The following is a 25,086-nucleotide window of genomic DNA, read 5'->3' as shown; positions in this document are numbered from 1 at the left end:
TGGGCAAATTAAAAAGTGACTGATTCACCATCTTCAGGAGCTGAAATAAATTTCTGAACCTGATTATCATGGGCGTACGCCAGCAGTTCCTGTCGGGTCAGCAAACAGTGGTTAACCGCTTCCATATGTGTTGCCACAATGTGTGCTTCAGGCAATATTCGATGTACTTTCAGGATATCTTCTTTACCGAATATAATAGGGCCGAATCCGAGAACGTGCGCCCAGCCAGTGTTCATGATAACAACGGCAGGATTAAATTTGCGCATATTATCCGCCACAGTGCCAATCCAGATGGAGTCGCCTATGAGATACAGCGTCTTTTCGTCCGGATGCTGAAAGACCACACCACAGACATCTCCAAGGAGTGCCGCCATCTGAGGGTTAGCGTAAGCCTCATCAGTTCCATGCTGACAAATGGTTTTAATAAGAGAAATGTCACCCAACTTACTGCTGTCAGACAAAACAGCGAGGTTCGTGAACCCCTGAGAACGAAGAATATTTTCGTCATTTTCATTCTGAACATAAATCAGCTTATCTTTGGGGATTAAGGCCACTGCTGCTGCATCCCAGTGGTCGAGATGCGTATGGGTGACAATAATAGCGTCCACATCCAGTAACGTATCCATATCTAAGGGCAGTTCCACTATTGGGATACGAAGCTCTGAGCAGGCTGTACCTGCAAAACCTGGATACGCATCTTTTTTAGCCAGCATTGGGTCGATAAGGAATTTTTTACCCGCAAAAGTAATAAGTTGTGTAGCATTACGTACCTGAGTAATTTTCATCTAAATAGCTCCAGTGTTCTGTTAATAGCAGGAAGAGGCAGTCCACCTGACCTGATAAGGTCACTATAGTTGAAACAGGCCAGCAAAACCGTCAGATTAAGGTCAAATTGCATTGATATCGGGCCAATCAATCATTTTCGAGCTGTTTTTTCATTTCAACTTACCCAGGACCCCGAATAGCCGCGAATCTTTTCTTTCAGTCAAAAAAATTCTCGATCATGCTCACAGATCGGCATATTTTCCTGAACAGGAGTGTCGAAAGTTACATCTATATATCTAATTACTCTTTATTTTTGTTTTTTAGTTGAAAAATTAACATCCACATAACAATTGAACATATTAAGTTATAGGTTATATTTTATGTTATCTAATCCATCAGGAGGTAACCATGGCGATACCAACGCTCAGGCATTTCATTAATAGTCGGTATGTTGAATCTAAAGGTTCCGAATATTTTGACCTAGTAAGCCCGATCACAGGTGAAATCTATGCGCGTTCTCCTAACGCGACTGTAGCGGATGTTGATGAAGCTTATGCATCGGCTAAAGAGGCATTCAAGATCTGGGGGCGCAGCACACCGTCAGCACGTCAGCAGGCGTTGCTGGCATTAGCCGATGCGGTGGAAAAAAACTCTGAACGTCTGATCGAAGCGCAAAGCCGCAATACAGGGCAGCTCAAGCATCTGATTGCCTCTGAGGAAGTTGCGACGTCAGTGGATCATATCCGTTTCTTCGCTGGCGCCGCCCGTTTTCTGGAAGGTAAAGCGACTGCTGAATATCTTCCTGATATGACGACCAGCATCCGGCGCGAACCCCTGGGTGTGGTGGGGCAAGTTACACCGTGGAATTACCCGCTGATGATGGCAGTATGGAAGATAGCGCCTGCGCTGGCAGCGGGTAATACCGTGGTACTCAAACCGAGCGATACTACGCCGGAAAGTACTCTGTTGCTGGCTGAACTGGCCGCTCCGTTCTTCCCTACAGGTGCATTCAACGTGGTGTTGGGTAATGCCAGCGCGGGTGCTCTGGTCGTTTCACACAAAACGCCAGCCATGGTTTCCATCACGGGTTCCGTGCGCGCAGGTTTGCAGGTTGCCTCTTCGGCGGCGGCTAATCTCACCAGAGCACATTTGGAGCTAGGTGGCAAAGCGCCAGTGGTTGTTTTCGCCGATGCAGATATGGACAAAGCGGTGCAGACCATTGCTACCGCGGGGTATTTCAATGCGGGTCAGGATTGTACGGCAGCCTCGCGTGTGCTGGTGCATGAATCTGTTTACGATACCTTCGTCGCCAAACTGGTGACGGCAGCTAAAGCTATCCGCTTTGGCTATCCGGAAGATGAAGAGGCGCTGTATGGGCCGCTCAATAATGTTCGTCAGCTGGAACAGGTCAAAGGGTTCATTGCACGTTTACCCGCGCATGCCTGTATCGAAACCGGAGGCCGTCAGGCCGAACGTTCGGGTTATTACTTTGAACCTACGGTAATTACCGGTCTGGAACAGCACGACGAAGCAATCCAGACCGAGATTTTCGGCCCGGTTATCACGGTGCAGAAGTTCCACGATGAACAGGATGCCATAGAGAAAGCTAACGACGTGAAATACGGACTAGCCTCCAGTGTCTGGACCCGCGACCATGGCCGAGCATTGCGCCTGTCACGTGAACTCGATTTCGGTACCGTCTGGATTAACACCCATATTCCTCTTACGGCAGAAGCGCCGCACGGCGGCTTCAAGAATTCCGGATATGGTAAAGATCTGTCGGCTTATGGCTTCGACGAATATACGCGTATCAAACACGTGATGAGTTCCAACGACTGACACAGGACATCCGTAATGATTCAGAATAGATCTCCACGCGACTTGGTGTCGCGTGCGCACCACGAGCTGTTTACTAACCGTGATGTAGGGGCACTTGAGCGTTATTTTGCGCCACATTTCATCGAACATTCCCCGTTGGTCAAAGATGGTCTTGCCGGATTACGTGAGCTGGTTTGGACACATCCTGAACTGCACCACGAAACGTATCGTGTATTGCAAGATGGTGATCTGGTCGCCATCCACGGTCGTTTTACGGGATTAGACGACTGGCCGTTGGTTGGTTTCGATCTGTACCGGGTTGCCAGCGGCTTAATCGTAGAGCACTGGGACGGCTTGGTGCCGCAGGCTGCACCCAACGTCAGTGGCCGGACTCAGTTAGACGGCCCGACTGAAGCAGGCGATGACCATGACCGAGAGAAGAATCGCGAGCTGGTGGTCAACTTTTTTACACGTACCCTGATCGAGGGTCACTACGAAGAGTTTGGAAACTATACTAATGGTGAATTGTTTCGCCAGCACAGCCCCGATATTCCCGATGGTACGGCGGCACTCATCTCGTTTCTTAAGCAACTCAGGAATGAAGGGCAGGGGCTGCATTACACTAAAATTCACCGTACGGTAGCCGATGGGCAGTTTGTTCTGACCCATTCGGAGGGAAGTATCGTCGGAGCGCGTCACAGCTACTTCGAGCTATGGCGCATTGAAAACGGCAAAGTGGCTGAACTTTGGGATGCTATCACCCCGGTACCGGAGGATGCGAAAGCGCTGCATCGCCACGGTATTTTTTAGCGTTGATCGATACCCGGCGCGAAGCTTGTGGTCGCGCCGCAACCGGATGCCCATACACAGGAAGATATGCTGGTTTCGACGCTGGATCGGTTACTTCTACCAGCTCTGGGAGCTATTCACATCGGGTGTTTGTCTGTTGAAGCTCGCTTATTTCAGATTGCTGTTCGGCCCGCTGGTTAGCGACGTTTACCGTGTTCCCGCTGACCATGATACTCACAAGAGGGGATAACAATGCACTGGTATTTAAATGTATTAAAGAACTATGCATGTTTCAAAGGGCGAGCCAGGCGTAAGGAATTCTGGTATTTCTTTTTGTTCCAGATATTGGCTGTATTTATTATCTCTTTCCTTGAAAGCTACTTTGCCGTTGCCAATCCTGAAATTTATATGGGCTGGTTCAGCGCTGTCTATCTGCTGCTCACGTTTTTGCCCGCGCTAGCAGTGAATGCCCGCCGCCTGCACGACATCAACTGTAGCGCTTGGTGGTTACTGTTGCATTTCATACCGTTTATCGGCACTGTTATTCTGCTGATTCTAGCCGGTCTGAAAGGGAACTCTGGCAGCAATAAATACAGCTCAGATAGCCGGACTCACTCATAGGGAAACTCTCCAGACCAAGCCAGCAGGTGATTTCAAGATCATGACAGGAGTGTTGAAATGACAATGAATAGAAGAGACTTTATTTCTACCGTCGCGACGCTCGCGGGGGCAGGAGTGCTTTCATCCGTACTTCCCAACTTATCCCTGCTCGCCCAGACCTTAACCGCAGCCGATGCTCCGGCCGTCAATGTTGATAAGCTCCGGCCTACACTATTGGAGGATGCACAGCATAGAGCCAGCCGGTTGGGGCTGGATCCGCGCATCTGGAGCTGGCATAAAGACGCTGCTGCTGGCGCCATGCCAGCCAATTATTATGAAGCTTCTTTGGCTGATTGGCCAACTTTTGGAAGCCTGCCTGAAGACCAGAATTGCGAAGTTGTGGTTATCGGCGGTGGGTTGCTGGGTGCTTCCACGGCATTACATCTTGCTGAAGCGGGAGTGGACGTGATTCTGGTTGAAAAGGATAACATTGGTTCAGGCGCTTCTGGCCGCAACGGGGGACAGATAACCCCTGGGCTCGCACGCTGGGAAGCTAAAACCATACTGGAAAAACTTTCATTCGATGAGGCTAAACGCTTATGGCGTTTTGCCTCTGTTGAAGCGATGAATCTCGTGGATGAACTCCGTGAGCGTTATAGTTTCGAATGTGACCGCAAATATGGTCATATCACTGTTGCGGTGCGCGCAGGTCACATGGGGCCGCTGGTGGCTAATGCCGATGCCCGGCGTCAACTGGGAGACACGGCGATGAAGGTTATCGGACCGCACGAATTGCAGGAAAGGTATGTGCGCTCGAACATCTACCATGGAGCAAATATCGACAGTATCGGTGGGCAGGTTCATCCTCTGGCACTGTTGCGTGGCCTGGTTTATGGTTTCGCCAGACTGGGTGGGCGAATCTATGACAGCACGAAAGTGAAGGGCATCAGGCAGGATGCTGGTGGTACAGTCGTAGAAACTGAGCGGGGGGTTATCAGGGCAAGTAAAGCTGTGGTGTTGGGTGTGCATGTCTCCACGGGTGAGTTTATCTCCGGCCCTTCCACCACAGTGCCTTTTTTCTCCTACGTGGCGGTAACGCCGCCGTTGCCAGTGGATGTCAAAGATCTGATCCCGTCGAATCTGCCGGTCTACGATACACAGTTACAGGTTGACTACTATCGTGCAGTGCGCAACAACCGCCTGCTGTTCGGTGGGCAGGGTACTGGCAATTCTTGGTCACCGCGTGATGTGAACAACTATCTGCTTGAGCGTATCAGAACCGTGTTCCCGCAGTTGGAAAAAGCCGAACTAGAATATTCTTGGGGCGGGATTAGCGATCTGACCCTAAACGGTGCCACCGATGCCCGTAAGAGCGGCGACAGAGTACCCGTGTATATGGTACATGGCTGGAGTGGTCATGGAGTGGCGCAGACGGTGCGCATTGGCAAAGCTATCAGCGACGATCTTACCGGACGCAACGACGACTTTACCATGCTTACCTCCATTAACCACACGAGTATCCCGCTGGGTTCCTATCTCTCTCCGGTAGCCATTCCGTTGGCTAAAGGTATTCTGGGAGTGATAAGCACGCTTAATCCGGCAGACATAGTTTCGTTCTGAGCAACGGGGCGTAGGGTTTCGGGAGCCAAATGAGGAACATCAAATGGACCGTATGCTAGAAGGTAAGGTTGTTATTGTCACTGGCGGCGCAAGTGGCATCGGAGCAGGCATTGCTTTAGCTGCGGCGCGTCATGGCGCAGCAACCGTAATTATTGGCGATATCACTGATCAACCTAGAGAGGGCGGAACACCAGTGCTCCAGCGTCTTAATTCGCTTGGTACAAAAGCCATATTCCACCGATGTGATGTTACCTCACGGAGCAATATGGACGCATTGGTCGATGTCGCTACACCGTTCGGCGGTGTTGATTTGATGGCTTGCAATGCAGGAATTGCATTAGCTACCGATGGCCCACAGATTAGTGCAGATGATTTTCACAAGCTGCTTACGGTCAACTTGGATGGCGTTCTATTTGGCGCACAGGCTGCTGCTGAACAGATGATAAAACTAGGTAAACGCGGAAGTATTGTGGCAACGTCAAGTATGGGGTCCATTAGAACAGGACAACTTACAACCGCCTATTCCACTAGCAAAGCTGGCGTGAATATGATGGTGGCTGCACTGGCCGATGCCTTCGGGCCGTCAGGTATTCGTGTTAATGCAGTCTGCCCAGGTCTGATCAATACAGCACTTCCTCTTTCCTCGCCGGAAGTGGCGAAAATGTTTGATGGGTTACGGGAAAGGATGCCTCTCCGAAGATTGGGAGAGCCGGAAGAGGTAGGAAATGCGGTCGTATGGTTAGGATCGGATCTCGCATCGTTTATAACCGGCGTATCACTGCTAGTCGATGGCGGACAAACGGTAGTACTGTGAGAACACGCATTTTTGAGCAGTTGATATATTCCAAAGGAGGGTAGGGTAAAATGGCTGTTTTTTAATTATATGCTGGAATTTTTTATATAGAATCAACAGAACCGAACATTTTCGCCAATTTTATCAATTGAGCAATTTCATCATTGGAGGCGCCATTTCTGAGGATATCCAGTACCATCGTGGATTCAGCCAGATCGATACCAAGATTAAATGTCTTGATTTTACGCAAGAAAAAGCCGCACTTTTTTACACCACTGACTGGACCTAAATTAGCCAGTATTTCTGGGACACCTTTTAAATATCCTTTATTGCTAGTTTTTTTATTTACTGAAAACTGAAATACAGGATATAAATTCTCTATTCCCCAATTTAATACAATGAGTTTATGATTTTCACCATACTTATTTACTGTCGGGCGGGTCACTCCTAATATATCAGCAACCTTACTGGACTTATAAACACCACCATATTCCCCAAGATAGGCAAGAAAAGCGTTTCTAGTTTCGATAAATTCTTCGTGTTCCTTCTTTTCCGGTGTGATATTTGCCACTATTTCAATGTAGTTAGCTCGTGCTTTGACTTCTGTCCAAAATTCATCATCAGAGAGGGTTAATAACTGGGAAATACTTTCTGAATCTTTATTTTTAAGGACATTAATAAAATGATCAGCAAGATTGATGATGCGTGCTTTGACCAGTTCAGACTGATCAAATCCGCTTTTCAGTTTTGCTGTCCGGTCATTGGGTTGTTTTGCTGATGTTTCCATTAGCACCTCAATGGTATTTTACAATTTTGAAAATTAGCTTATAGGAAATTGTAAGATAGGAAAGCTTTTTCACCAATCTCTTTTTAAACCGTCATATTAGTTGGTGATGTGGTTCAATTCTTCTAACTCAGTACGGTTTTCCTTTTACCACTTTGATATTTCTATACGAAAACATACTCTATGGGAAAAAGCATAATAATTTAATCAATTCCAGACTGAAAACAACTCGCAGGTAAATTATAGTTGACTTGGGCAAGGTTACAACTGATCCTTAAAATGCCAAGTTATCTGGCAAAATGGAAAAACCGGTTTAAATCTCACTTATCATATTAAACATAACCCAATAAAAAGGATCGTCAAAAGAAATAAGAGGTATATATGCATAGCCAAATTAATTCATTGCCCCAATATATGTTAGCGATCAGCATTATCAAGCCCGGAGGCCCGGAGAAATTGCATCTGGTTCAGGTTCCGCTGCCGCGGCCAGGAAAAGGCTACTTGTTGGTAAAAGTAGCTGCGGCAGGTGTTAATCGGCCTGATATATTTCAGAGAATGGGTTCTTATCCACCACCCCCTGATGCATCACCATTACCGGGTTTGGAGATTGCAGGAGAGGTGGTTGCCAAAGGTGAAGGTTGTGAACGCTGGAACCTTGGTGATAAAGTTTGTGCCCTTGTTGCCGGAGGCGGTTATGCCGAGTATTGTCTGGTACATGACTCCATTGCCTTACCCATCTATAGCTTGGATTTTGTTCAGGCAGCCGCATTGCCAGAAAACTTTTTTACCGTCTGGGCTAATGTTTTTCAGACTGGCAAACTGAAACAAGGAGAAAATTTGCTGATTCATGGTGGTACTTCTGGGATAGGCAGTGTCACAATTATGTTAGCAAAAGCCTTTGGCGCCAAAGTTATTACTACCGTCGGCTCTGATGAGAAAGCTAAAGTTGCACACAGTTTAGGTGCTGACTTTGTTATTAATTACCATAAAGAAGATTTTGTTGATCGAGTATTGAAAATCACAGCTAATCATGGGGTTGATATGGTTGTTGATTTAATCGGTGGTGATTATGTCAATAAAAACTATAAGGTTGCTGCTAAATTCGGGAGAATTATTCAGATTGGTATGATGAAAGGAGACCCTGAAAATCTTAATCTGATGCCCTTAATGCGAAAACGTCTGACTCACACAGGTTCTACATTACGTTCTCGCAGTGTAGAGGAAAAAGCGGAGATAGCCAGGGAATTGGAAAAACAGGTCTGGCCATTATTGAAATCAGGAAAAGTCAGTCCACTAATTTGTAAAGTATTTGATCTGAAAGATGCTGCTGATGCGCATCGAATGATGGAAGCCGGTGATGTTATCGGCAAGGTTATGCTGGTAAATGTATCATCTTAATAGTACTTCTGCTTAAATCAGGGCTATTTTAACTTGTAGCCCTGCATTCTATCTATCAACCTCTTCATGTTAGAATAAACACTTATATTTAATAAGGTTAATGACCAATAAATCTCTATTTTTTGATTGGTTTTTATTCGTTCTTTGTCCTTGCGCACAAAATTAGAATTTATATTTAACGTCATTGTTAATATTTTAACAAATATAGTCTATATCTATTAACAAATGATCGTTTATAGATATGTTAATGATTAATCTATTACACCTGATGGATTTTTCTGAATATCTAGAATAATGAGGTATGACCAACTATTGATAAGTTAGGTGGCATACAATTTTCTGTCTGCCTATCAGAGGATGATAGTGATTTCATTAACAAATAAAGAATTTCAGAATCTCTCTGTTGCTGACAGCCGTTTTTGTTAGTTGGAAAAGGGTATGTGATTATGACCAAACAGTTTACTTCGCACTTAAACATTGATGCGTTGTTTTTAGGCCCTAAATCAGAAAATGCAGTTTTTTTTAGAGAAATGATGGAATATGCCGTAAGTGAGCACATGCACTGGCGTTCTGATTTTCACCCAGAAGATCCCGCCTTAGTAACCTCAGTTGATCGTTACGCACCTGATTATAGAGAAACCCTTTATCGGACAGAGGGTATTCTGAACCAGCTATCTGCCAAACTGAAAAACACCTCTGTTCCCTGGTTTTCTCCTCGTTATATGGGGCATATGAATGCCGATACCTTGATGGTTTCCAATCTCGCTTATGTTATGGCTATGATGTACAACCCGAACAATTGTGCCCACGAGTCATCACCGACAACAACGGAGCTAGAAATTGAAGCAGGGCTAGATTTATGTCAGATGTTTGGTTATGACCCTCGCCGAGCTTGGGGACATATCACATCGGGAGGAACTGTCGCCAATTATGAAGGGCTATGGGTTGCGCGTAATTTAAAAACCATTCCTCTTGCCATTGCACAGCACCCGCAATCCAGGGATTTGGTTGCAAATAAATCAGAACAACAACTGTTGAATATATCGCCATCAGACATTCTGGATTTAACGGATGAATTAAAAAAGCGGGGCATTTTCGAAGAAGTTCGTGAACTTTCTTGCCGTGGTGTTGGGATAAAACAGGGAATGTTTGGCAAAGTCTTGGTGCCACAGTCGAAACATTATTCATGGATGAAAGCAATGGATGTTCTAGGGATTGGTCAACAGCATATTGTGCCATTGCCGGTCGATGCAAATTATCGTACCGATGTTGAAAAAATGCGTGAAATTACGTTCAGTCTGATAGAGCAGGGAGAACCTATTCTCGCTATGGTAACCGTAGTTGGAACTACGGAAGTGGGTGCCATTGATCGAGTTGATGAAGTTATTGCGTTGCGTAAAGAGTGTGAAGAGCGTTATGGCGTCTCATTTTATGTGCATATTGATGCTGCTTATGCAGGTTATGCCAGCGCAATGTTCCTTAACGAGCGGGGAGAGTTTATGGAATATGATGAACTTATCCGCCGTTATCGTGAATTGGCAATCATTCCGGAAGATATTATTTGGCCTAAACCTGAAATTTATCAAAGTTTCCGGGCCATGTGTCAGGCTGATTCAATCACCGTAGATCCTCACAAAGTTGGATTTATTCAATATGCAGCCGGTGCAATATGTATGAAAGATAGGCGTATTATTGACCTAATTTCCTACCGTGCAGCTTATGTTTTTGAAGATGTTGATACTCAACAGGATCAAGCCGTTAACCGGCGTGTCGTGCTCGGTGCATCTATTATGGAGGGATCTAAAGCCGGAGCTATCGCCGCCGCAATTTGGGCTGCGCATCGATTGGTTCCACTTAATATCAGTGGCTACGGAAAAGTCATTGCTGCCGGTATTGTGACGGCCAATTGGATGGTTAAAAAACTTTTAACCACAGAACCTTTGGTTGTTGATAAACGCCGGTTTGAAATTCATGCCATGCCGAATCCTGATTTCCATATGGTCAATTTTACTTTTAAAGAGCAAGGAAATGATGACTTAATGCATCATAACCGTCTTAATAAACGGATGTACGAACTTTGTTCATATGCCTCTGGACGCACTTACACCAATGATTTTTTGACTTCTTCCACCTCTCTTAATTATGAAGAGTATGGTGATACTCCCTGGCATTATGTTGAACGTTGCGGTTTTGCCCAAGAAGAATGGCAGAAAGTCCACAGTTTATATGTCTTACGTGCTGCTGTGATGACTCACTGTTTACATAATGCTGACGATTTTGACGAGTATTGGGAAAGGCTCCAGAAAATTTTTATTCAAAAACTGACTCAAATTGTTGATGAAGAAGAAAAAAAGAAAGTAGCCTGATTTTCTATTATTAAATATTTGCTGTTAATTCGAAGGGAAAAAACGTGAAGAACCGTACTTTTGGCAGTACTTTTATCATAGCAGGAACAACCATCGGCGCTGGTATGTTGGCCATGCCATTAGCAACCGCCGGTGTAGGATTTGGCGTAAGTTTGATCATGTTGGTTGGCTTGTGGGTTTTGATGAGTTACACCGCGTTATTGCTGGTTGAAACTTACCAATATGAATCCCCTGATACGGGATTAGGGACACTTGCTCAACGTTATCTTGGCAACAGTGGCAAAATGTTAGCCGGTCTCAGCATGATGTTTCTAATGTATGCATTAACATCAGCCTATATTAGTGGCGCCGGGGAATTACTGACAGTCAGCCTCAACAAATGGCTGAATCTATCTCTTCCTGCCTCAATAGGTGTTATCCTGTTTACAGTGATTGGCGGAGGAATTGTTTGTATTGGCACCAGTTCAGTAGATATGGTTAATCGGGTTATTTTCAGTGCAAAAATTATTTTCTTAGTATTGATGTTGGGGATGATGATGCCATATGTTCAGCATATTAACTTACTGACCATGCCATTAGAACAAGGATTAATACTATCTTCAATTCCTGTGATATTCACATCGTTTGGTTTTCACGGTAGTGTTCCCAGTATTGTGAAATATATGGATGGCGATATTCGTCGACTCCGCTGGGTGTTTATCATCGGCAGCGCAATTCCGCTATTTGCTTATATTCTCTGGCAATTGGCGACACTCGGAAGTATTAATTCCAGCACATTCGTCGATATCTTAGCTGAAAACGCAGGGTTGAATGGCTTATTACACAGCATTCGCGAAGTTGTTGCTTCACCGAAAACTGAGCTTGCAGTACAAATGTTTGCCAACCTGGCGCTCGCAACCTCATTCCTCGGTGTCACACTTGGCTTGTTTGATTTTCTGGGTGATCTGTTTAAACGCAAAAATAGCGTAGCCGGGCGTATGCAAACTGGTTTGTTAACTTTCGTTCCGCCGTTGATTTTCGCGCTATTTTACCCAAAAGGATTTGTGATGGCGTTGGGATATGCCGCGATCGCGCTATCAATTTTGGCGTTAGTATTGCCTAGTCTCCTGGCCTATAAATCCCGTCAACAAAATGAACGTCGATATCGGGTACCTGGCGGTAAACCTGTACTCTTGCTGGTATTTACCTGCGGTATTGCAGTAATAGCAATCCAGATTGGCATAGTGAGTGGAATGTTGCCGGAAGTAGGGTAAACATTCACAGCAAAAAAACTCAGGTCCCGGTCATGTTACAGATAAGCATTTTAAAAACAGAATAAAGAAAAATTAAAAGTTATGATAACTCTCTCTGTTAACCCTGTAAAAAACTAATATTGATTATAAGGAGTTAAATCATGGCGAAAGAATTATTTACTGCCACAGTAAAATCTGTAGCTGGATTGAAAGTTGAATGTACATCAAGAGATTTCTCCTTTTATTTAGATGAACCTCGTCATTTAGGTGGTACTGATCAGGGGATGAATCCAGTTGAAGCTTTACTCTGTTCTCTTGGGGCCTGTAAATGTATCGTAGCAAAGGCTTTTGCTAAACTGCACAAAATTAACTTAATTGATATTCACGTTGATCTGGAAGGTGAGCTTGATACTGATGGTTTCACTGGTAGAAATAAACAAGCGAAATTAGGTTTCTCCAAAATAGTGACAAAATTTCATATTAAAGCTGATAATAGTGAAGAAGAAATTCATGCCTTTGTCGACTTTATTAATAGAACCTGCCCGGTTCATGATACTATCGAAAATGCACCAAGTTTTGTCACTGAAATATATTGTGAATAATCGGCATGTGTTGAAATAATTCAACAAAGTAAAAGTTATTTAAGTTAATTTAAAAATCCCTCTACTTTCCAGTAGAGGGATTCGTCATAAAGTTAGGTAAATCAATGTTTATCTATCTCTTTATCCCATTGATAACAGCATAAGAAATAATTACTATTGTTTAGTGACGTAAACTGTAGTTATATTACAACTTACATTTTCTATACCAACTTTAATATTTAAACCCTGTGCATAAGCCTGGCTTAATAGCTTGTTAATGTTTTCAGCGCTTGATCCTGACCAAATATAACCTGGTTTTCCACAGTTACCAGCTAAGCTTCCGTTGAATGTATAAAAATAATGTGCAGGATTGTTCCAATCAGCTTTAATTTCTGCGACTCTGACAATGCCACTATTCGTTTCCGCAGAGAATGCAGGGGCGCTAATCATACCAACGAGAATAAATAACATAGATATCAATTTTTTCATAAATAACTCCTGATTAATAATAAAGAAACTTTAGTGTGTTTGGAGTGTAAATTATGAAAACAATATTTGCATTGGTTTTGTGTCACTATAAAAGGTGTTCTGTCTGATAAATAATATCTGGATATTTCCTCATTAAAATTAATGCTATATTTCTTATGAGAAATATCTTTTTATAAAGAATAAGATAACAATAATGATATAAACGGGATTGCTTGAATTAATAAAAAACCCTCTACAATCGTGAACTATATGTAATTAATCATTACCATTTATGAGCAAATAATTTTTCGAAGTCGCATTTATGGATTACTTGAAGAGAACACCGTCCGATTTTTTCGATCTGAAAATTTATTATATAATCTCAATCACCAATATCTCCATGCCGAGACACTCAATATAATATTTTGTTTTTATTGGTTTATTCTCCTTTGCCGAATAAAATATAATTCTTGCAATAATGTAGATATGAAACCATAACATGCAATCATTATTGTTAGTTTATATGGCATCGACTTTAATAAATGAAGTTTTTGACAGTCACTTCGGTTAATAACTTTTTTAAATTAAAAGTATATGTTTCAGGAGCATCCCATTACACTATTAGATAGTTAATATACATATTGTTATTCTATTAAAGGGTTTCATCGATATTATGAATAAATCATCGTTCAATTCAGAGTCAAAATTAAAATCTTGTTTAGCCATAGGAGATACAGGAGTATCTGATAACCTTTTAGCAATACTTAAAAGCAATTGTGGCAATTACCCGTCATCAGTAAAAAAATTCATAGAACTTCTTAAATATATTCAAAATAATAATATTCATACGAAATCATTTAATGAATTAGTTGCGCTTCATGAACTTGTAGCTCCACATGATTGCGCTGTAGTTTCTATGCTATCAATTCATTTTAATTTAGCCATCGGAACTATCACTAACTTAGGAGTGCAAACTCCATATGTGGAAGATCTTTACCAAAAACTTTGTTCAGGTCGTGCCATTGGAGTATATCTGGCGACTGAGCTAGCTCACGGGAATGATCTAATCGCAATCGAAACACAGGCTAATTATCTGCCGGAAAAAGGCGTATTCATGTTGAATTCACCTGGCCCAAATGCATATAAATTTATGCCTAATACCATGCCTTGTGAATTACCTAAAGTGGCTGTAATTTTAGCTCAGTTAAATGTATCAGGAAAGAAATATGGTATTTTCCCATTTATTCTTCCTCTATCTGCAAATGGAAAATTAACTCCTGGAGTTAAAATTGCATTATACTTAAAAGAATTAACAAGAAAAGTTTCAGCTATATTATCAGAATCAGTTAAAAACTTTAAGTTTTCAGATGAACTACTTATTGAAATCATTACTAGCAAGTCCCTGTGCACATGGCGTACACAAGAAATATTAATTAATTGTCGTGAGCGTTGCGGCGCACAAGGATTATTTTCTGTTAACAAGATATCCCCTTATTTAATATCTAATTTTGGTACGATTACTTCGGAAGGTGATAACCTTGTATTATCACTAAAAGCCGGAGGGATGATCATTCTCAATAAGATGAAAGAAATAGACAAAACATTTTTCCAACATAACCTATTTCCCATTTTAAATAATTATATGAACTTTTTATATAAAAAACTAAATGGATTAATAGTGAGTAACAATAAAAAAATAAATTTAGATATGCTTAATAAACATAGTAGGGATTTTCTAGAACTAAGCCAAACATATGCCGTTTTATCCGTGGTGACGACAACTATTGATACATATCATGATAATAATAATGATGATCTTGGTATGATCATCGAAGGTTATCTTCTCGACTGGATTCATCGTAGCATGAGCAATCTCCTGAGAAGTGAAGTGATCAATTTACAAGAATCTAAAAAAATAGACGAGAGACGCATTGAGTATATACGTCAGCATGCAGATAGAATAAATAATTATATTTCCAGTTTTGGCGTGGATAAAATTGGAATCGAGACACCAATATCAAGTAATGATTATATTTCCTGGTATGCAGATAATCACCATCAGTTAAAAAACAATTAACCATAGGCATGGGAAAACAAGCAGAAATGCGGGGTGAGCGAGTGCAGCCAACAAAGAGGCAACTTAAAAGATAACGGGTATAAAATATGTTGTACATTGATTGCGGATATTATAACTTTGGCAATGAATGGCGATGACTAACTGATAAGATAGAGAAACAGATTGTGGCAAAGAAAGAAAAACGGCCTCACCATGACGCGTTATTCAAGCATTTTTTAACGCAGCCCGAAACGGCCAGGGAATTCTTATCCCTTTATCTGCCCGAAGAAATCCAGTTGTTGTGTGATTTAGCCACATTGAAACTGGAGCCGGGCAGTTTTGTGGATGAGCATTTACGTCAACTGCACAGTGATGTGCTGTATTCGGTTGAAACGGCCCGGGGGCAAGGTTATATCTATTGCCTGATTGAACATCAATCCACCCCTGACCCATTGATGGCCTGGCGGCTGATGTATTATGCCATGTTAGCCATGGCGGCTCACCTGAAAAAAGGCCATACTGAACTCCCTTTGGTGGCGCCTCTGCTGTTTTATCATGGTGAGGTTCGGCCGTATCCTTACTCAAACCGGTGGCTGGATTGTTTTACGCTCCCTGAACAGGCTGCTCGCTTATACCGCCAGGCGTTTCCGTTGGTGGACGTCAGTGTGCTCAGCGATGAAGAGATCCTGACACATAAAGGGGTTGCCCTGATGGAGCTGGTGCAAAAACACATCCGCTGCCGGGATATGCAGGAATGGCTCCTCCAATTGGTGGAACTGTTGAATGCAGGGTATAATACAACCGAGCAGCGCAATGTGGTGTTACGCTATATTTTACTGAATGGACATACGCTGGATCTCTCACACTTTGTCCATCAACTGATTGAACAATCTCCGGAGCATGAAACGATGTTGATGACTATTGCAGAACAGCTTGAACAAAAAGGGCGCGAGCAAGGTATCAAGCAAGGTATTGAGCAAGGTATTGAGCAAGGTATTGAGCAAGGTATTGAGCGAGGTATTGAGCAAGGCCGAGAGGAAGGCCGAGAGGAAGGTAAACTGGAAACGGCTCGTGCTTTATTACGGCATGGCGTGAGTTTGGACATTATTGCCACCAGTACCGGACTGAGCCGGGATAAAATTGGTGCATTAAAGCATTAAATTAATCTTCTGTTTCATAGCAAAATGCCGATATTCAAGATCGGCATTTTTGTTATTAAACTCAGGTGGTCAGTAACTCAATATTATGTTTCAGATCCATTTTTCTCCTCAGCTAATTTATCAGGCACTTCTTTAGCAAACTAATTATCACTATCAGCACTTTTTAGTACCTGATCAATAATTTGTTTATGATCACCAATCCATATTTCTGTCATGAGTGTATACGATTAAAGGGGCATAAAAGGGGTTGATATCGTACTATTTATATGAGACAACTTCATTCGAGATCCAACCGCAGTGACGAAATTCATTTTCACTGTCCGGTCAGCGATCTTCATACGGACATGATTTGCATGGAATCAGGATGATGACTCATCATATAGACCAAACTGCCAATAAAAGTAAAAGACTCTCTGCCTTAACGGATGCGAAGCAATTCGCCCTGTATGCGCTTCCTGATTTTGATGAATGCCTACAGTTGGAATTTCTGTCGCTGTCAGCAAGAGAACTGGAGCCCACTACAAACCGGTCGGGTTTGTATTCCCAAATTTACTGTGTCCTGCAAAGCGGTTATTTCAAAGTTAAACACGCTTTTTTCTGTTTCGCCAAATGTCCGGACACTACGCTATCGAAATGCCTGCGTCCGTTCCAGCTGACATTCGATACTGATAAAAAACCAGTCGGTCTACATGTTATTTTTAGAAGGATAAAAGTAAATGTCTTATATTCAATCGCATTTGAAGGGAGGGTGTTGGTTTACCCTCGGTGACAGTATAACTGAAAGAGGGTGGTATCAACCAATAGTGACTAAACATTTAGATCTAAAAGAATGGAAAAACTACGGAATAGGAGGAACATGCATAGCCCAAAAAGATAAAAATGACAATTCAGCCATGTGCTTAAGATATGAAAAAATGGCAAGCAATCCAGATATTATTACAATATGGGGAGGGGTAAATGATTTTGGATTTGATTTTGGCTCCAATGGAGGAGTGGAAATAGGTGATTATAAAGACAAAACCCCTTTAACATTTATTGGCGGCATGAAATTATTAATGACTGGAATTACAAAAAAATACCCATCAACGAGAATAGGGTTTATTATAACAACGCCAATATCAGTACAAAGAGGCATGAACAGTAAAAACGCCAAAGGGTATTACTTGTCTGACTATTGCAGCGTTTGTCGGGAAATTTGCGAAAAATACTCCTTCCCATATCTGGATTTGTTAAAACAATCTGGATTCAATGAAGGAAATATCGATATTATGACCAGCAATAGCTTGGGCACAGTGTCCGATGGTTTGCATCCATCAAAACTAGGTATGACCAGGCTTGCCCCAAAAATTTCAAACTTCATTTTATCTATTTAAGAGACAAAAAATGAGAATATTAACCATAGATTTATTAAAGATCGTTTCTATATTTTTCGTTGTAATTTCTCACGTTACTTTATTTTTCTTGTTGCGCAATGATAATGACGTGGTTTTGTATTTTCTTAGGCAGGCCGGTCAGTTGGGGGTCTCGTTGTTTTTTATGTGCAGTGGCTATTTCTTACTAAACAACAAGCATGAAAAGCAGGTGGATTACATCATTAATAAATCAAAAGGGATATTAACTGTATTGTTGTTTTGGCTTATATTTTATTATCTGTATGACACATATTTTATCAGTAAATTTACAACAGTGCCTGATATTGATTTTTTAAATTATGTTAATGTTAGTATAACCACATCAGATGCTACCCATTTATGGTTTATATTTGCAATTGTCTCTCTCTATATATTAACACCACTAATGCGTAACACATTTAATGAAACAAATGCAAAGGGGATTAAGAAAATACTCGTTATAATGCTTATAATTTCTAATCTTACATTGCTGAATGCACTAACAGATTACAAATTCTCTTTTTCCCTAATCCCATTCAATATTTTGTTTCCGTTCCAATCTGAGGGTTTGATTAGTTTCTTGATAGGTGGATATATAGGGCTAACGAAACCTAAAATAAAGGCTTTTTCCTGTAAACATATAATACTTCTGGTGTTTTTTATTATATCATTGATATCTTTATCAATCATTTCATCCAAGACGGGGATGACTTTCTTTTATGGGAAGTTTTATAATGTATTCCTTCAAGCTTCTTCGGTGTGCCTGTTTTTATTCTTGGTTAATTTGAATGTCAGAGAAATACCATTCTTAATAGATGACATTAGCAAGAATATACTAGGAATATATCTTGTTCACAATATTTTTGTTATTGAAATCCATAACGAATTTATCCATAATTTCTTATTAAAAAAATTTAATTATATAAATGTATATGTTTACATAATAGCCTATTCTTTGCTGGCTTTTATCCTGTCATATATATTATGCGTTTTGTTACGGAAATCAAAAATAACCTCAAAAATTATAACCATCTAACATTATTGTCAGGGAGAGCCGGTTTCTCCTAGCTATATTTTCTTGTTAGTAAAGTGTATTAGCTAAATGGAAGGCGTTTTACAATTATCACAGACCACAACAGTGGTTTGAAAGGTAAAACGCCTTATGAAACTCCCGTTGAAAAAATGAGAGCTTAAAAATGTTCTGTCAATCAAAGCCAGAGATCACACATCATATATTTTTATAATGAGTTCCAACACTATGAATCGTCATTGTACTGTCAGTATTATTTAGATTGAAGGTTACCCTGTCTTTTTGGCTTAGCCTCACACTATATAAATTATTCGGCAGTTTTTCCAAGTTACTGCCGCTTGCTGTACCAATACTTTTTGCTGCTGTCAGTGGATCGTTCCCCTTTTGCACCTCTTTTATAAATGAGCTATACTTTTGTTTTGCAGCACCTTCCATATTAGTAAATCCATTCCTGGATTTGTTATTTTTAAGTTCTTGCAAACTAACTCTCCATTTAGGCGGTTCTGTTGGGCTGGCCAAGTAACCTATTCTGCCATCAGGTAATTTCTGCGGTGGTCGAAAGAAAGGTTTAGAAAGCTTTTTTCTCTCAATATAATTCTCTAATGATTTAGACTCTAACCCATTGTAAAAGTTTTTTGAAAAAATCCTCCTTCCTAGTGAAGTTACAGCAGATAAGATAAATAATAAATCAATTAATTTAAAAAATCTTGCGGTATTTGATTGTTGATTTTCCTCCAGTGGAATTTCCTGTGCAGCAAAAAAATATAGTGCTAATAATTTATCGTCATCTGAATAAGCACTCAATGGTTTATTTTCAAGATCAGGAATATTCCAAATGTTTTGAGGATATTCACCTTCAAAATCCAGTTCATTCTTGTAAAAACCATCTGCCATATCTTTAGAAATTTGATCACCATTTTCACCTAATAGTGCAGATGAAAGATTAGACATATATTCTTGATAAATTCTTTCAGCAGTCTCTTTATTCTTATAATAGTCACCAGGAAGATGAGATACATCATGAATACCACTTACAGCTAAAGCGTACGCTAATATTATTTTCTTAGCTCGATATTCAATTCCATGTGATGCAGTATAACCCTCATCTGTTTGCTTAAAGTTTAGTACACGTATTATATCTCCTGCTATTTGCGTTTCAACGGGTGGATATCCACTTCTATCATCAGGTGTTAATTGTATTAGACTAGAAGCTGTTGCAGATTTTATATCCATTATATTTCTCCATCATGTTAGTGTTTATTGAACTATGAATCTTCTGGCAGAGAGCGCCTAAATTTATCGCTACCAATATAAATTTAAGCTTTAAATATAGGGTTTTCTCTGTCTTTTTAATCATTAATTTCAATATAAAATTACTTTACATGAGAATTATTAGCAAGCTTTTATTTTCACATCTTATGTTGATATTTTTCTATTTAAATCATTATGTTAAGATTAGTTAAATAAATAATGGAATAAGTGAAAGAAAAAAGATAACGCACTAAAGCCAAACGAACTTGGAGAATAGGATAACTTTATGTTAACAAAACGTTTTTAAATGGTCACGGCAGGTTGTATAAGTGTAAAATAAACATTAAACATGACAGGGAATAAGGCGCTTATTCTTTTAACCCTTGGCTGACCTAATTACCGATAAAAAGGTGGTTTTCGATTACCGAAAAAGGGAAACAAAAGTAATAAGAGAAAGTTAATCATATGAAAAAATGATTAACCTGTAAAACGATTATCATTTACAAGATTTTATATTCTTTTAATTAAACTAACATATACCCTATGGATTTCAAGATGCATCGCGACGGCAAGGGAGCGAATCCCCGGGAGCATAGATAACGATGAGACCGGGGTGAGTAAGTGCAGCCAACAAAGAGGCAACTTGAAAGATGACGGGTAATAGGTTTTCAATACACCACAAAGTGTAATATCTCAAGCCCTACGGCGCGATATAACTAGCTTATCCTTAGGACGGTCCACCCAATCGGAGGGATTATTGTTGAAGTTATCCGCAAGCAGATAAGACGGCGTTTTAGCTAACCAATCAGAAAGTGAAATATCTTGGTAGATACCGTTATCTAATACAACCAGTACTTTAAGGTCATCGTTGCCAATATTTTCGATATAGTGACCAAATCCCTGAAGAACGTAACCGACGTCGGTCGGCCCATATTTTGCAGTTTGTGCGTGTCCATGAGAACTAAACACGGTCATACGTCCTTTACCTGAAATGTAGTATTGCCACTCGTTGGCATTAGGATGCCAATGTAGCTCACGTACTGCGCCAGGTTTGATGATCTCGATGAGACCAGTGATAGTTGTAGAAATGGGAAATTCCTTCGATGATGCCCGATAAATACTCCCAGAGTCGTTCTCGAAGAAAGGTTTATTTTTCAAGAGCTCATAACGGTGGGTGAGTGGAGCATCGTTCAATCCGCCATCGTCAGCAGGTAGGGGAAGTTTTGGCGGGATAGCTCCACCGACAATGTAAGCTTCACCCTGTTTGATTTTAGAAAAAACGGATGCTGGCATGTTGACACTTTTCTCAAGCACCTCTTTCGGCATATGTGTTATCCAATCAGTGATGCTGAAAGTGCCAAATTCCGAGAAGTGTCCGTCATCAAAAGTCAGAATAAAATGCGCACCATCTTCAAGCGCCTGAATGGAATGACCATGACCTTTGGGAAAATACCATACATCGCCGGGACCAAAATCAGCTACTTCACTTTTGCCCTCCGGATCGATAATGGTAATACGTGCGTGCCCTTCAAGCATATATGCCCATTCAGCGGCAACAGCATGCCAATGGAGTTCACGCACGCCACCCGGTTCAAGCATCATATCAACACCCGCAATCCCTTCAGATATCGGGAATTGTTCTATCGTAGCTTCCCGTGCCCATCCATTTTCCAATACCCGTTTTTTACTATCTGTGAATTTATATTTATACAAACTTTTAGTATTTATTGGCTGTTTATTCTTGCCAGTAGTGACTGTATTGTGCTGTTCATCAGCAACAGCGGATTTAATCATACTGCCCATACTAGCCGCCGCCGCGCCAATTGCGGATGCCTTCAAGATATCACGACGAGAAAACATATTTATTGCCTCCAAGTAAAATGGGTACCAGCAAGATATAGTTGCAAGCTGATATCTATTTGTTTGGTTTTTTTAAGTTAATGGTTGTCACGGAAGGAAAAATTAGAGGTGACTAATTAAGCATAGTAGAAAATTAGTCGTCTAGGGAAAATCAGAGACAACTCTGGTTTTCCCTGAAATGTTATTACTTCATTTACTCTTTTTTGCCAGAGCAAGGGCGAACGTATTTCATAATGCAGTCAAGTTTTTCACAAGTTTCCTGCCATTCTCTTTCTGGTTTTGAATCTCTGACCAATCCTGCACCAGCCTGGAGCCAACAGCGCCCTTGATGCTGATAGAGAGAACGTAATACCAGCGCTGCATCCAGTTTGCCTGAGCTATCCAATAACATGACACAACCACTATAAAGCCGGCGTGGTTCATCTTCATAACGTGAAATTGCCTGTAAAGAAGGTTTTTTCGGTATTCCCGAAGCGGTTACGGCCGGGAATAGGGCGATGAACGCATCCCAACGATTTTTGTCTGTTTGTAGTAATCCTTTTACTCGTGATGCCAAATGTTGTACTGAACCTCGTTCACGAATCGCCATAAACTCTGATACACAAAGTGTGTCAGCCTGACAAATCGGTGCCAGTTCCTCTAATGCTAATTTAGCCGAAACAGCATGTTCAGAGATCTCCTTCGGGTCAGAAAGCAAATCTGCTCTCAATCGTTGATCCTGATCTTTATCATGTGTCAATGCTCTGGTACCAGCCAATGGTTGCGTGCTAATCCAGCCTGAACCATCCGCTTCAACTACGGTTTCCGGGCTAAAACCATAAACAGAGAAATCTTCATCACGTAAGAAGAAGGAGCGAGCAGGTGTGTTAGCTTGGCGGCCTAACCAGTAACTGTGTGGCATATCAATATCCGAGCCAAGTTCAACCCGACGTGACAGGATCACTTTTTGATAGTGGCCAGAAGCAATGTCCTTAACCGCATTAGCGACATTATCCTGATAACGTTTCGCGGCGTCTGATGTACTGATAATTTCCATATCTTTTATCCACGGGAAAACAGGTGTACTTAATTGATCAACCCGGCTAATTTTTTCCTTCAATATGGTGAGTTGACTCTCTTCAAGAGTTCGTATCAGAACCTGTCCTGGAGTTATACGAAATTCATGCTGTGGAATAGTGATTTTTATTAATGCTTCGTTTTGCTGTGCTAATGGCAACCCATATGTCATATGGGAGAATTCAAATAAAGTTCTGCCATAAGCCCGCCAATCCTGAATAGGAAGAGCATTGAGCGCCTGTTCAAGTTTTTGACTTAATGTGCTGATATCGTATGGATGACGATTACCTTGTGGATCAATTAATTGTCCCGATGCATCTGCACTAATGGTTGCTGCACAGCCTATCCCCAATGACCACTCACCTTTTGTTTCATAGAGCATATAAGGTTGTGCATCGTCGTCTGAAAGCAAATGTGTGATCAAATCTAACGGAGTGCTGGTAATAACAACAGTTTGTTCATGATATTGCTGCATTGGGCGGCTATGTTCTGCTTGTGCCATCTGTACCAAGCGGCGTTTATCAATTTTTCCCACGGTGGTAAGTGGCCAATATGGGACAAACAACCATTGGTCAGGAATTTTATGACGCTGAACCCCTTTCTGTTGTAGAAATTCCGCTATCTGCATCGGTTCCGGTTGATTGCCGTTGTTAGGTAAACAGGCGCAGGTTCGTTCACCCAACAGTTCATCAGGCACAGAAATGACAACGGCATCATCAATGTCAGGGTGTTGCAGCAGCAAGGTCTCAACTTCTTGGGTCGAAATTTTCTCACCACTGCGGTTAATCTGCTCTTTAATTCTGCCCTCAACGATCAGGTTGCCATCTGAGGTCATACGAACCAGATCGCCGGTGCGATAGAACCCATCGGCGGTGAAAGCCACGGTATTATGCAGCTCTGCACGGTAATATCCCGTAATGGTGTAGGGACCACGTGTAATCAGTTCTCCTACCTCACCGGGTACTACAGGTTGTAAATTGGCATCAACAATTTTGATCTCATCTTCTTCTGATAACGGACGCCCTTGGGTATTAATGATGACCTCGTGGGGATCATCCAATCGGGTATAACAGAGTAATCCTTCCGCTGTACCAAACACCTGCTGCAAAGGCCCAAGGCGTGCTATTACTTGTTCCGCTAGTTCTGGTGTTAACCTGCCACCACCCACTTGCAAACAGCGTAAGGATGAAAGATCGCTTTGTTCCCAGTCGCGAGCCTGTTCCCAGAGCCGAGCCAGAGCCGGTACTAATGCCAGATGGGTCACTTTGTATTGCTCGATTAGCGGCATGGCCTCGTCAAAACTGGCGGTATCACTCAGAAGGACACTTCCGCCTTGGGAAAGGGTACCCAAAATACCTGGGCTTCCTAGTGTGAAGTTATGTGCCACAGGCAGTACGGCTAGATAAACACTTTCTGTATTTACCGTACATAGACGGGCTGACAGCACAAAATCATAGGTATAAGCATCGTGAGTACGGGGAATGAGTTTCGGTGTACCGGTTGTTCCGCCCGAAAGCAGCAATACAGCAATATCACCATAACTTGGGCCGGGAATATTTACCGGTTCATCATCAATGGATGCCAATGCGGTAAATTCTTCCGCTTCTCCATCAACAATAATGTGTTTTAGATCGGGGCAAGATGCCACAATTTCTCGTGCCATTTTTCGGTAGTCAAAATCATGGAAGCAATCGGAGATAATGTAAGCAACCGGGCGTGCAATCTGGCAAAGGGCATGAACATCATGAGTCCGCTGTGTCGGCATTAATAACACCGGATGAGCGCCTAGCCTAAACAGGGCAAAACAGGTAACGACAAAGGAGATACGGTTAGGCAGTTGTACCATAACGTTATCCCCACGACGGATCCCACGACGAAACAATCCGCTGGCCAATCTCTCTGCGGATTGGTGCAATTCACGGTAAGTTAGTTGTTGTTCTTGATAGATCAGCGCTGTTTTATCGCCCCAAATACCAGCCCACCCGGCAAGTTGTTGGTCCAGCGTTTTGCCATTCCAAAGGTAGTCTGGCGTCATAGTAATTGTTTTCCCTAGAATAGAAAAAGGTGC

General features: G+C 41.8%; 20 protein-coding genes. 14 read left to right on the top strand and 6 right to left on the bottom strand.

What is annotated here, in order from left to right; genetic code table 11:
* Positions 1 to 8: 8 nt before the first annotated feature.
* Positions 9 to 785: an MBL fold metallo-hydrolase gene (locus LGZ98_RS06130; RefSeq protein WP_113043399.1), complete on the bottom strand. Its 777-nt coding sequence runs from the start codon at positions 783 to 785 to the stop codon at positions 9 to 11.
* A 388-nt stretch (positions 786 to 1,173) separates the two neighbouring features.
* Between LGZ98_RS06130 and LGZ98_RS06125 the strand changes: the two genes are divergently transcribed.
* The 6 genes from LGZ98_RS06125 to LGZ98_RS06100 are packed head-to-tail and all read left to right on the top strand — an operon-like array spanning position 1,174 to position 6,406.
* Positions 1,174 to 2,604, top strand: a complete 1,431-nt coding sequence (locus tag LGZ98_RS06125) for a gamma-aminobutyraldehyde dehydrogenase (RefSeq protein ID WP_262977829.1) — start codon at positions 1,174 to 1,176, stop codon at positions 2,602 to 2,604.
* Between the two features lie 15 nt (positions 2,605 to 2,619).
* The gene (locus LGZ98_RS06120) at positions 2,620 to 3,393 is read left to right on the top strand and encodes a nuclear transport factor 2 family protein (protein WP_262977828.1); all 774 of its coding nucleotides are present in this window, start codon (positions 2,620 to 2,622) and stop codon (positions 3,391 to 3,393) included.
* Between the two features lie 27 nt (positions 3,394 to 3,420).
* Complete coding sequence (locus tag LGZ98_RS06115; protein WP_158536585.1) at positions 3,421 to 3,573, top strand: hypothetical protein; 153 nt, start codon at positions 3,421 to 3,423, stop codon at positions 3,571 to 3,573.
* 51 nt (positions 3,574 to 3,624) lie between these two features.
* A complete protein-coding gene (locus tag LGZ98_RS06110; RefSeq protein WP_113043396.1) occupies positions 3,625 to 3,993 on the top strand; it encodes a DUF805 domain-containing protein in 369 nt (122 codons plus the stop codon).
* A gap of 57 nt (positions 3,994 to 4,050) precedes the next feature.
* The gene (locus tag LGZ98_RS06105) at positions 4,051 to 5,592 is read left to right on the top strand and encodes an NAD(P)/FAD-dependent oxidoreductase (RefSeq protein ID WP_113043395.1); all 1,542 of its coding nucleotides are present in this window, start codon (positions 4,051 to 4,053) and stop codon (positions 5,590 to 5,592) included.
* 43 nt (positions 5,593 to 5,635) lie between these two features.
* Positions 5,636 to 6,406: a glucose 1-dehydrogenase gene (locus tag LGZ98_RS06100; RefSeq protein WP_113043394.1), complete on the top strand. Its 771-nt coding sequence runs from the start codon at positions 5,636 to 5,638 to the stop codon at positions 6,404 to 6,406.
* 82 nt (positions 6,407 to 6,488) lie between these two features.
* Here the strand turns inward: LGZ98_RS06100 and LGZ98_RS06095 are convergent, their stop codons facing one another.
* A complete protein-coding gene (locus LGZ98_RS06095; RefSeq protein ID WP_262977827.1) occupies positions 6,489 to 7,172 on the bottom strand; it encodes a hypothetical protein in 684 nt (227 codons plus the stop codon).
* A 378-nt stretch (positions 7,173 to 7,550) separates the two neighbouring features.
* On the opposite strand from LGZ98_RS06095, the gene LGZ98_RS06090 reads away from it, so the two are divergent.
* The 4 genes from LGZ98_RS06090 (at position 7,551) to LGZ98_RS06075 (ending at position 12,767) form a co-directional block, all read left to right on the top strand.
* Positions 7,551 to 8,567: an NAD(P)H-quinone oxidoreductase gene (locus LGZ98_RS06090; protein ID WP_228902514.1), complete on the top strand. Its 1,017-nt coding sequence runs from the start codon at positions 7,551 to 7,553 to the stop codon at positions 8,565 to 8,567.
* A 446-nt stretch (positions 8,568 to 9,013) separates the two neighbouring features.
* A complete protein-coding gene (locus tag LGZ98_RS06085; protein WP_113043391.1) occupies positions 9,014 to 10,933 on the top strand; it encodes a pyridoxal phosphate-dependent decarboxylase family protein in 1,920 nt (639 codons plus the stop codon).
* Positions 10,934 to 10,977: 44 nt separating this feature from the next.
* The gene (gene tyrP / locus LGZ98_RS06080) at positions 10,978 to 12,186 is read left to right on the top strand and encodes a tyrosine transporter TyrP (RefSeq protein ID WP_113043390.1); all 1,209 of its coding nucleotides are present in this window, start codon (positions 10,978 to 10,980) and stop codon (positions 12,184 to 12,186) included.
* A gap of 140 nt (positions 12,187 to 12,326) precedes the next feature.
* The gene (locus LGZ98_RS06075; RefSeq protein ID WP_113043389.1) at positions 12,327 to 12,767 is read left to right on the top strand and encodes an OsmC family protein; all 441 of its coding nucleotides are present in this window, start codon (positions 12,327 to 12,329) and stop codon (positions 12,765 to 12,767) included.
* 153 nt (positions 12,768 to 12,920) lie between these two features.
* Here the strand turns inward: LGZ98_RS06075 and LGZ98_RS06070 are convergent, their stop codons facing one another.
* Complete coding sequence (locus LGZ98_RS06070; protein WP_113043388.1) at positions 12,921 to 13,235, bottom strand: hypothetical protein; 315 nt, start codon at positions 13,233 to 13,235, stop codon at positions 12,921 to 12,923.
* Between the two features lie 652 nt (positions 13,236 to 13,887).
* Between LGZ98_RS06070 and LGZ98_RS06065 the strand changes: the two genes are divergently transcribed.
* The 4 genes from LGZ98_RS06065 to LGZ98_RS06050 all read left to right on the top strand — a co-directional run bounded on the left by LGZ98_RS06065 (position 13,888) and on the right by LGZ98_RS06050 (position 18,857).
* Entirely contained in the window at positions 13,888 to 15,291 is a 1,404-nt protein-coding gene (locus LGZ98_RS06065) for an acyl-CoA dehydrogenase family protein (RefSeq protein WP_262977826.1), read from the top strand.
* Positions 15,292 to 15,455: 164 nt separating this feature from the next.
* The gene (locus LGZ98_RS06060) at positions 15,456 to 16,430 is read left to right on the top strand and encodes an Rpn family recombination-promoting nuclease/putative transposase (protein ID WP_113043386.1); all 975 of its coding nucleotides are present in this window, start codon (positions 15,456 to 15,458) and stop codon (positions 16,428 to 16,430) included.
* A gap of 716 nt (positions 16,431 to 17,146) precedes the next feature.
* Positions 17,147 to 17,803, top strand: coding sequence for an SGNH/GDSL hydrolase family protein (locus tag LGZ98_RS06055; RefSeq protein WP_262977825.1), 657 nt, complete (start codon positions 17,147 to 17,149; stop codon positions 17,801 to 17,803).
* A 10-nt stretch (positions 17,804 to 17,813) separates the two neighbouring features.
* Entirely contained in the window at positions 17,814 to 18,857 is a 1,044-nt protein-coding gene (locus LGZ98_RS06050) for an acyltransferase (RefSeq protein WP_113043383.1), read from the top strand.
* Positions 18,858 to 19,049: 192 nt separating this feature from the next.
* Here LGZ98_RS06050 and LGZ98_RS06045 read toward each other — a convergent pair whose 3' ends face one another.
* The 3 genes from LGZ98_RS06045 to LGZ98_RS06035 form a co-directional block, all read right to left on the bottom strand.
* Positions 19,050 to 20,084: a Txp40, insecticidal toxin (previously name A24tox) gene (locus LGZ98_RS06045; RefSeq protein ID WP_113043382.1), complete on the bottom strand. Its 1,035-nt coding sequence runs from the start codon at positions 20,082 to 20,084 to the stop codon at positions 19,050 to 19,052.
* Positions 20,085 to 20,795: 711 nt separating this feature from the next.
* Positions 20,796 to 21,962 carry a cupin domain-containing protein gene (locus LGZ98_RS06040; protein WP_113043381.1) on the bottom strand — a complete coding sequence of 389 codons (1,167 nt, stop codon included), beginning with the start codon at positions 21,960 to 21,962 and terminating at the stop codon, positions 20,796 to 20,798.
* Between the two features lie 193 nt (positions 21,963 to 22,155).
* On the bottom strand, positions 22,156 to 25,053 hold the full coding sequence (locus LGZ98_RS06035) for a salicylate synthase (protein ID WP_390904651.1): 2,898 nt from the start codon (positions 25,051 to 25,053) through the stop codon (positions 22,156 to 22,158).
* Between the last annotated feature and the right edge of the window lie 33 nt (positions 25,054 to 25,086).

This window comes from Photorhabdus kayaii, assembly GCF_025384895.1.
In the GTDB taxonomy this organism is placed as follows: domain Bacteria; phylum Pseudomonadota; class Gammaproteobacteria; order Enterobacterales; family Enterobacteriaceae; genus Photorhabdus; species Photorhabdus kayaii.
Note: the sequence above shows the minus strand (reverse complement) of the source record. Positions and strands in the feature narration are given on the sequence as shown.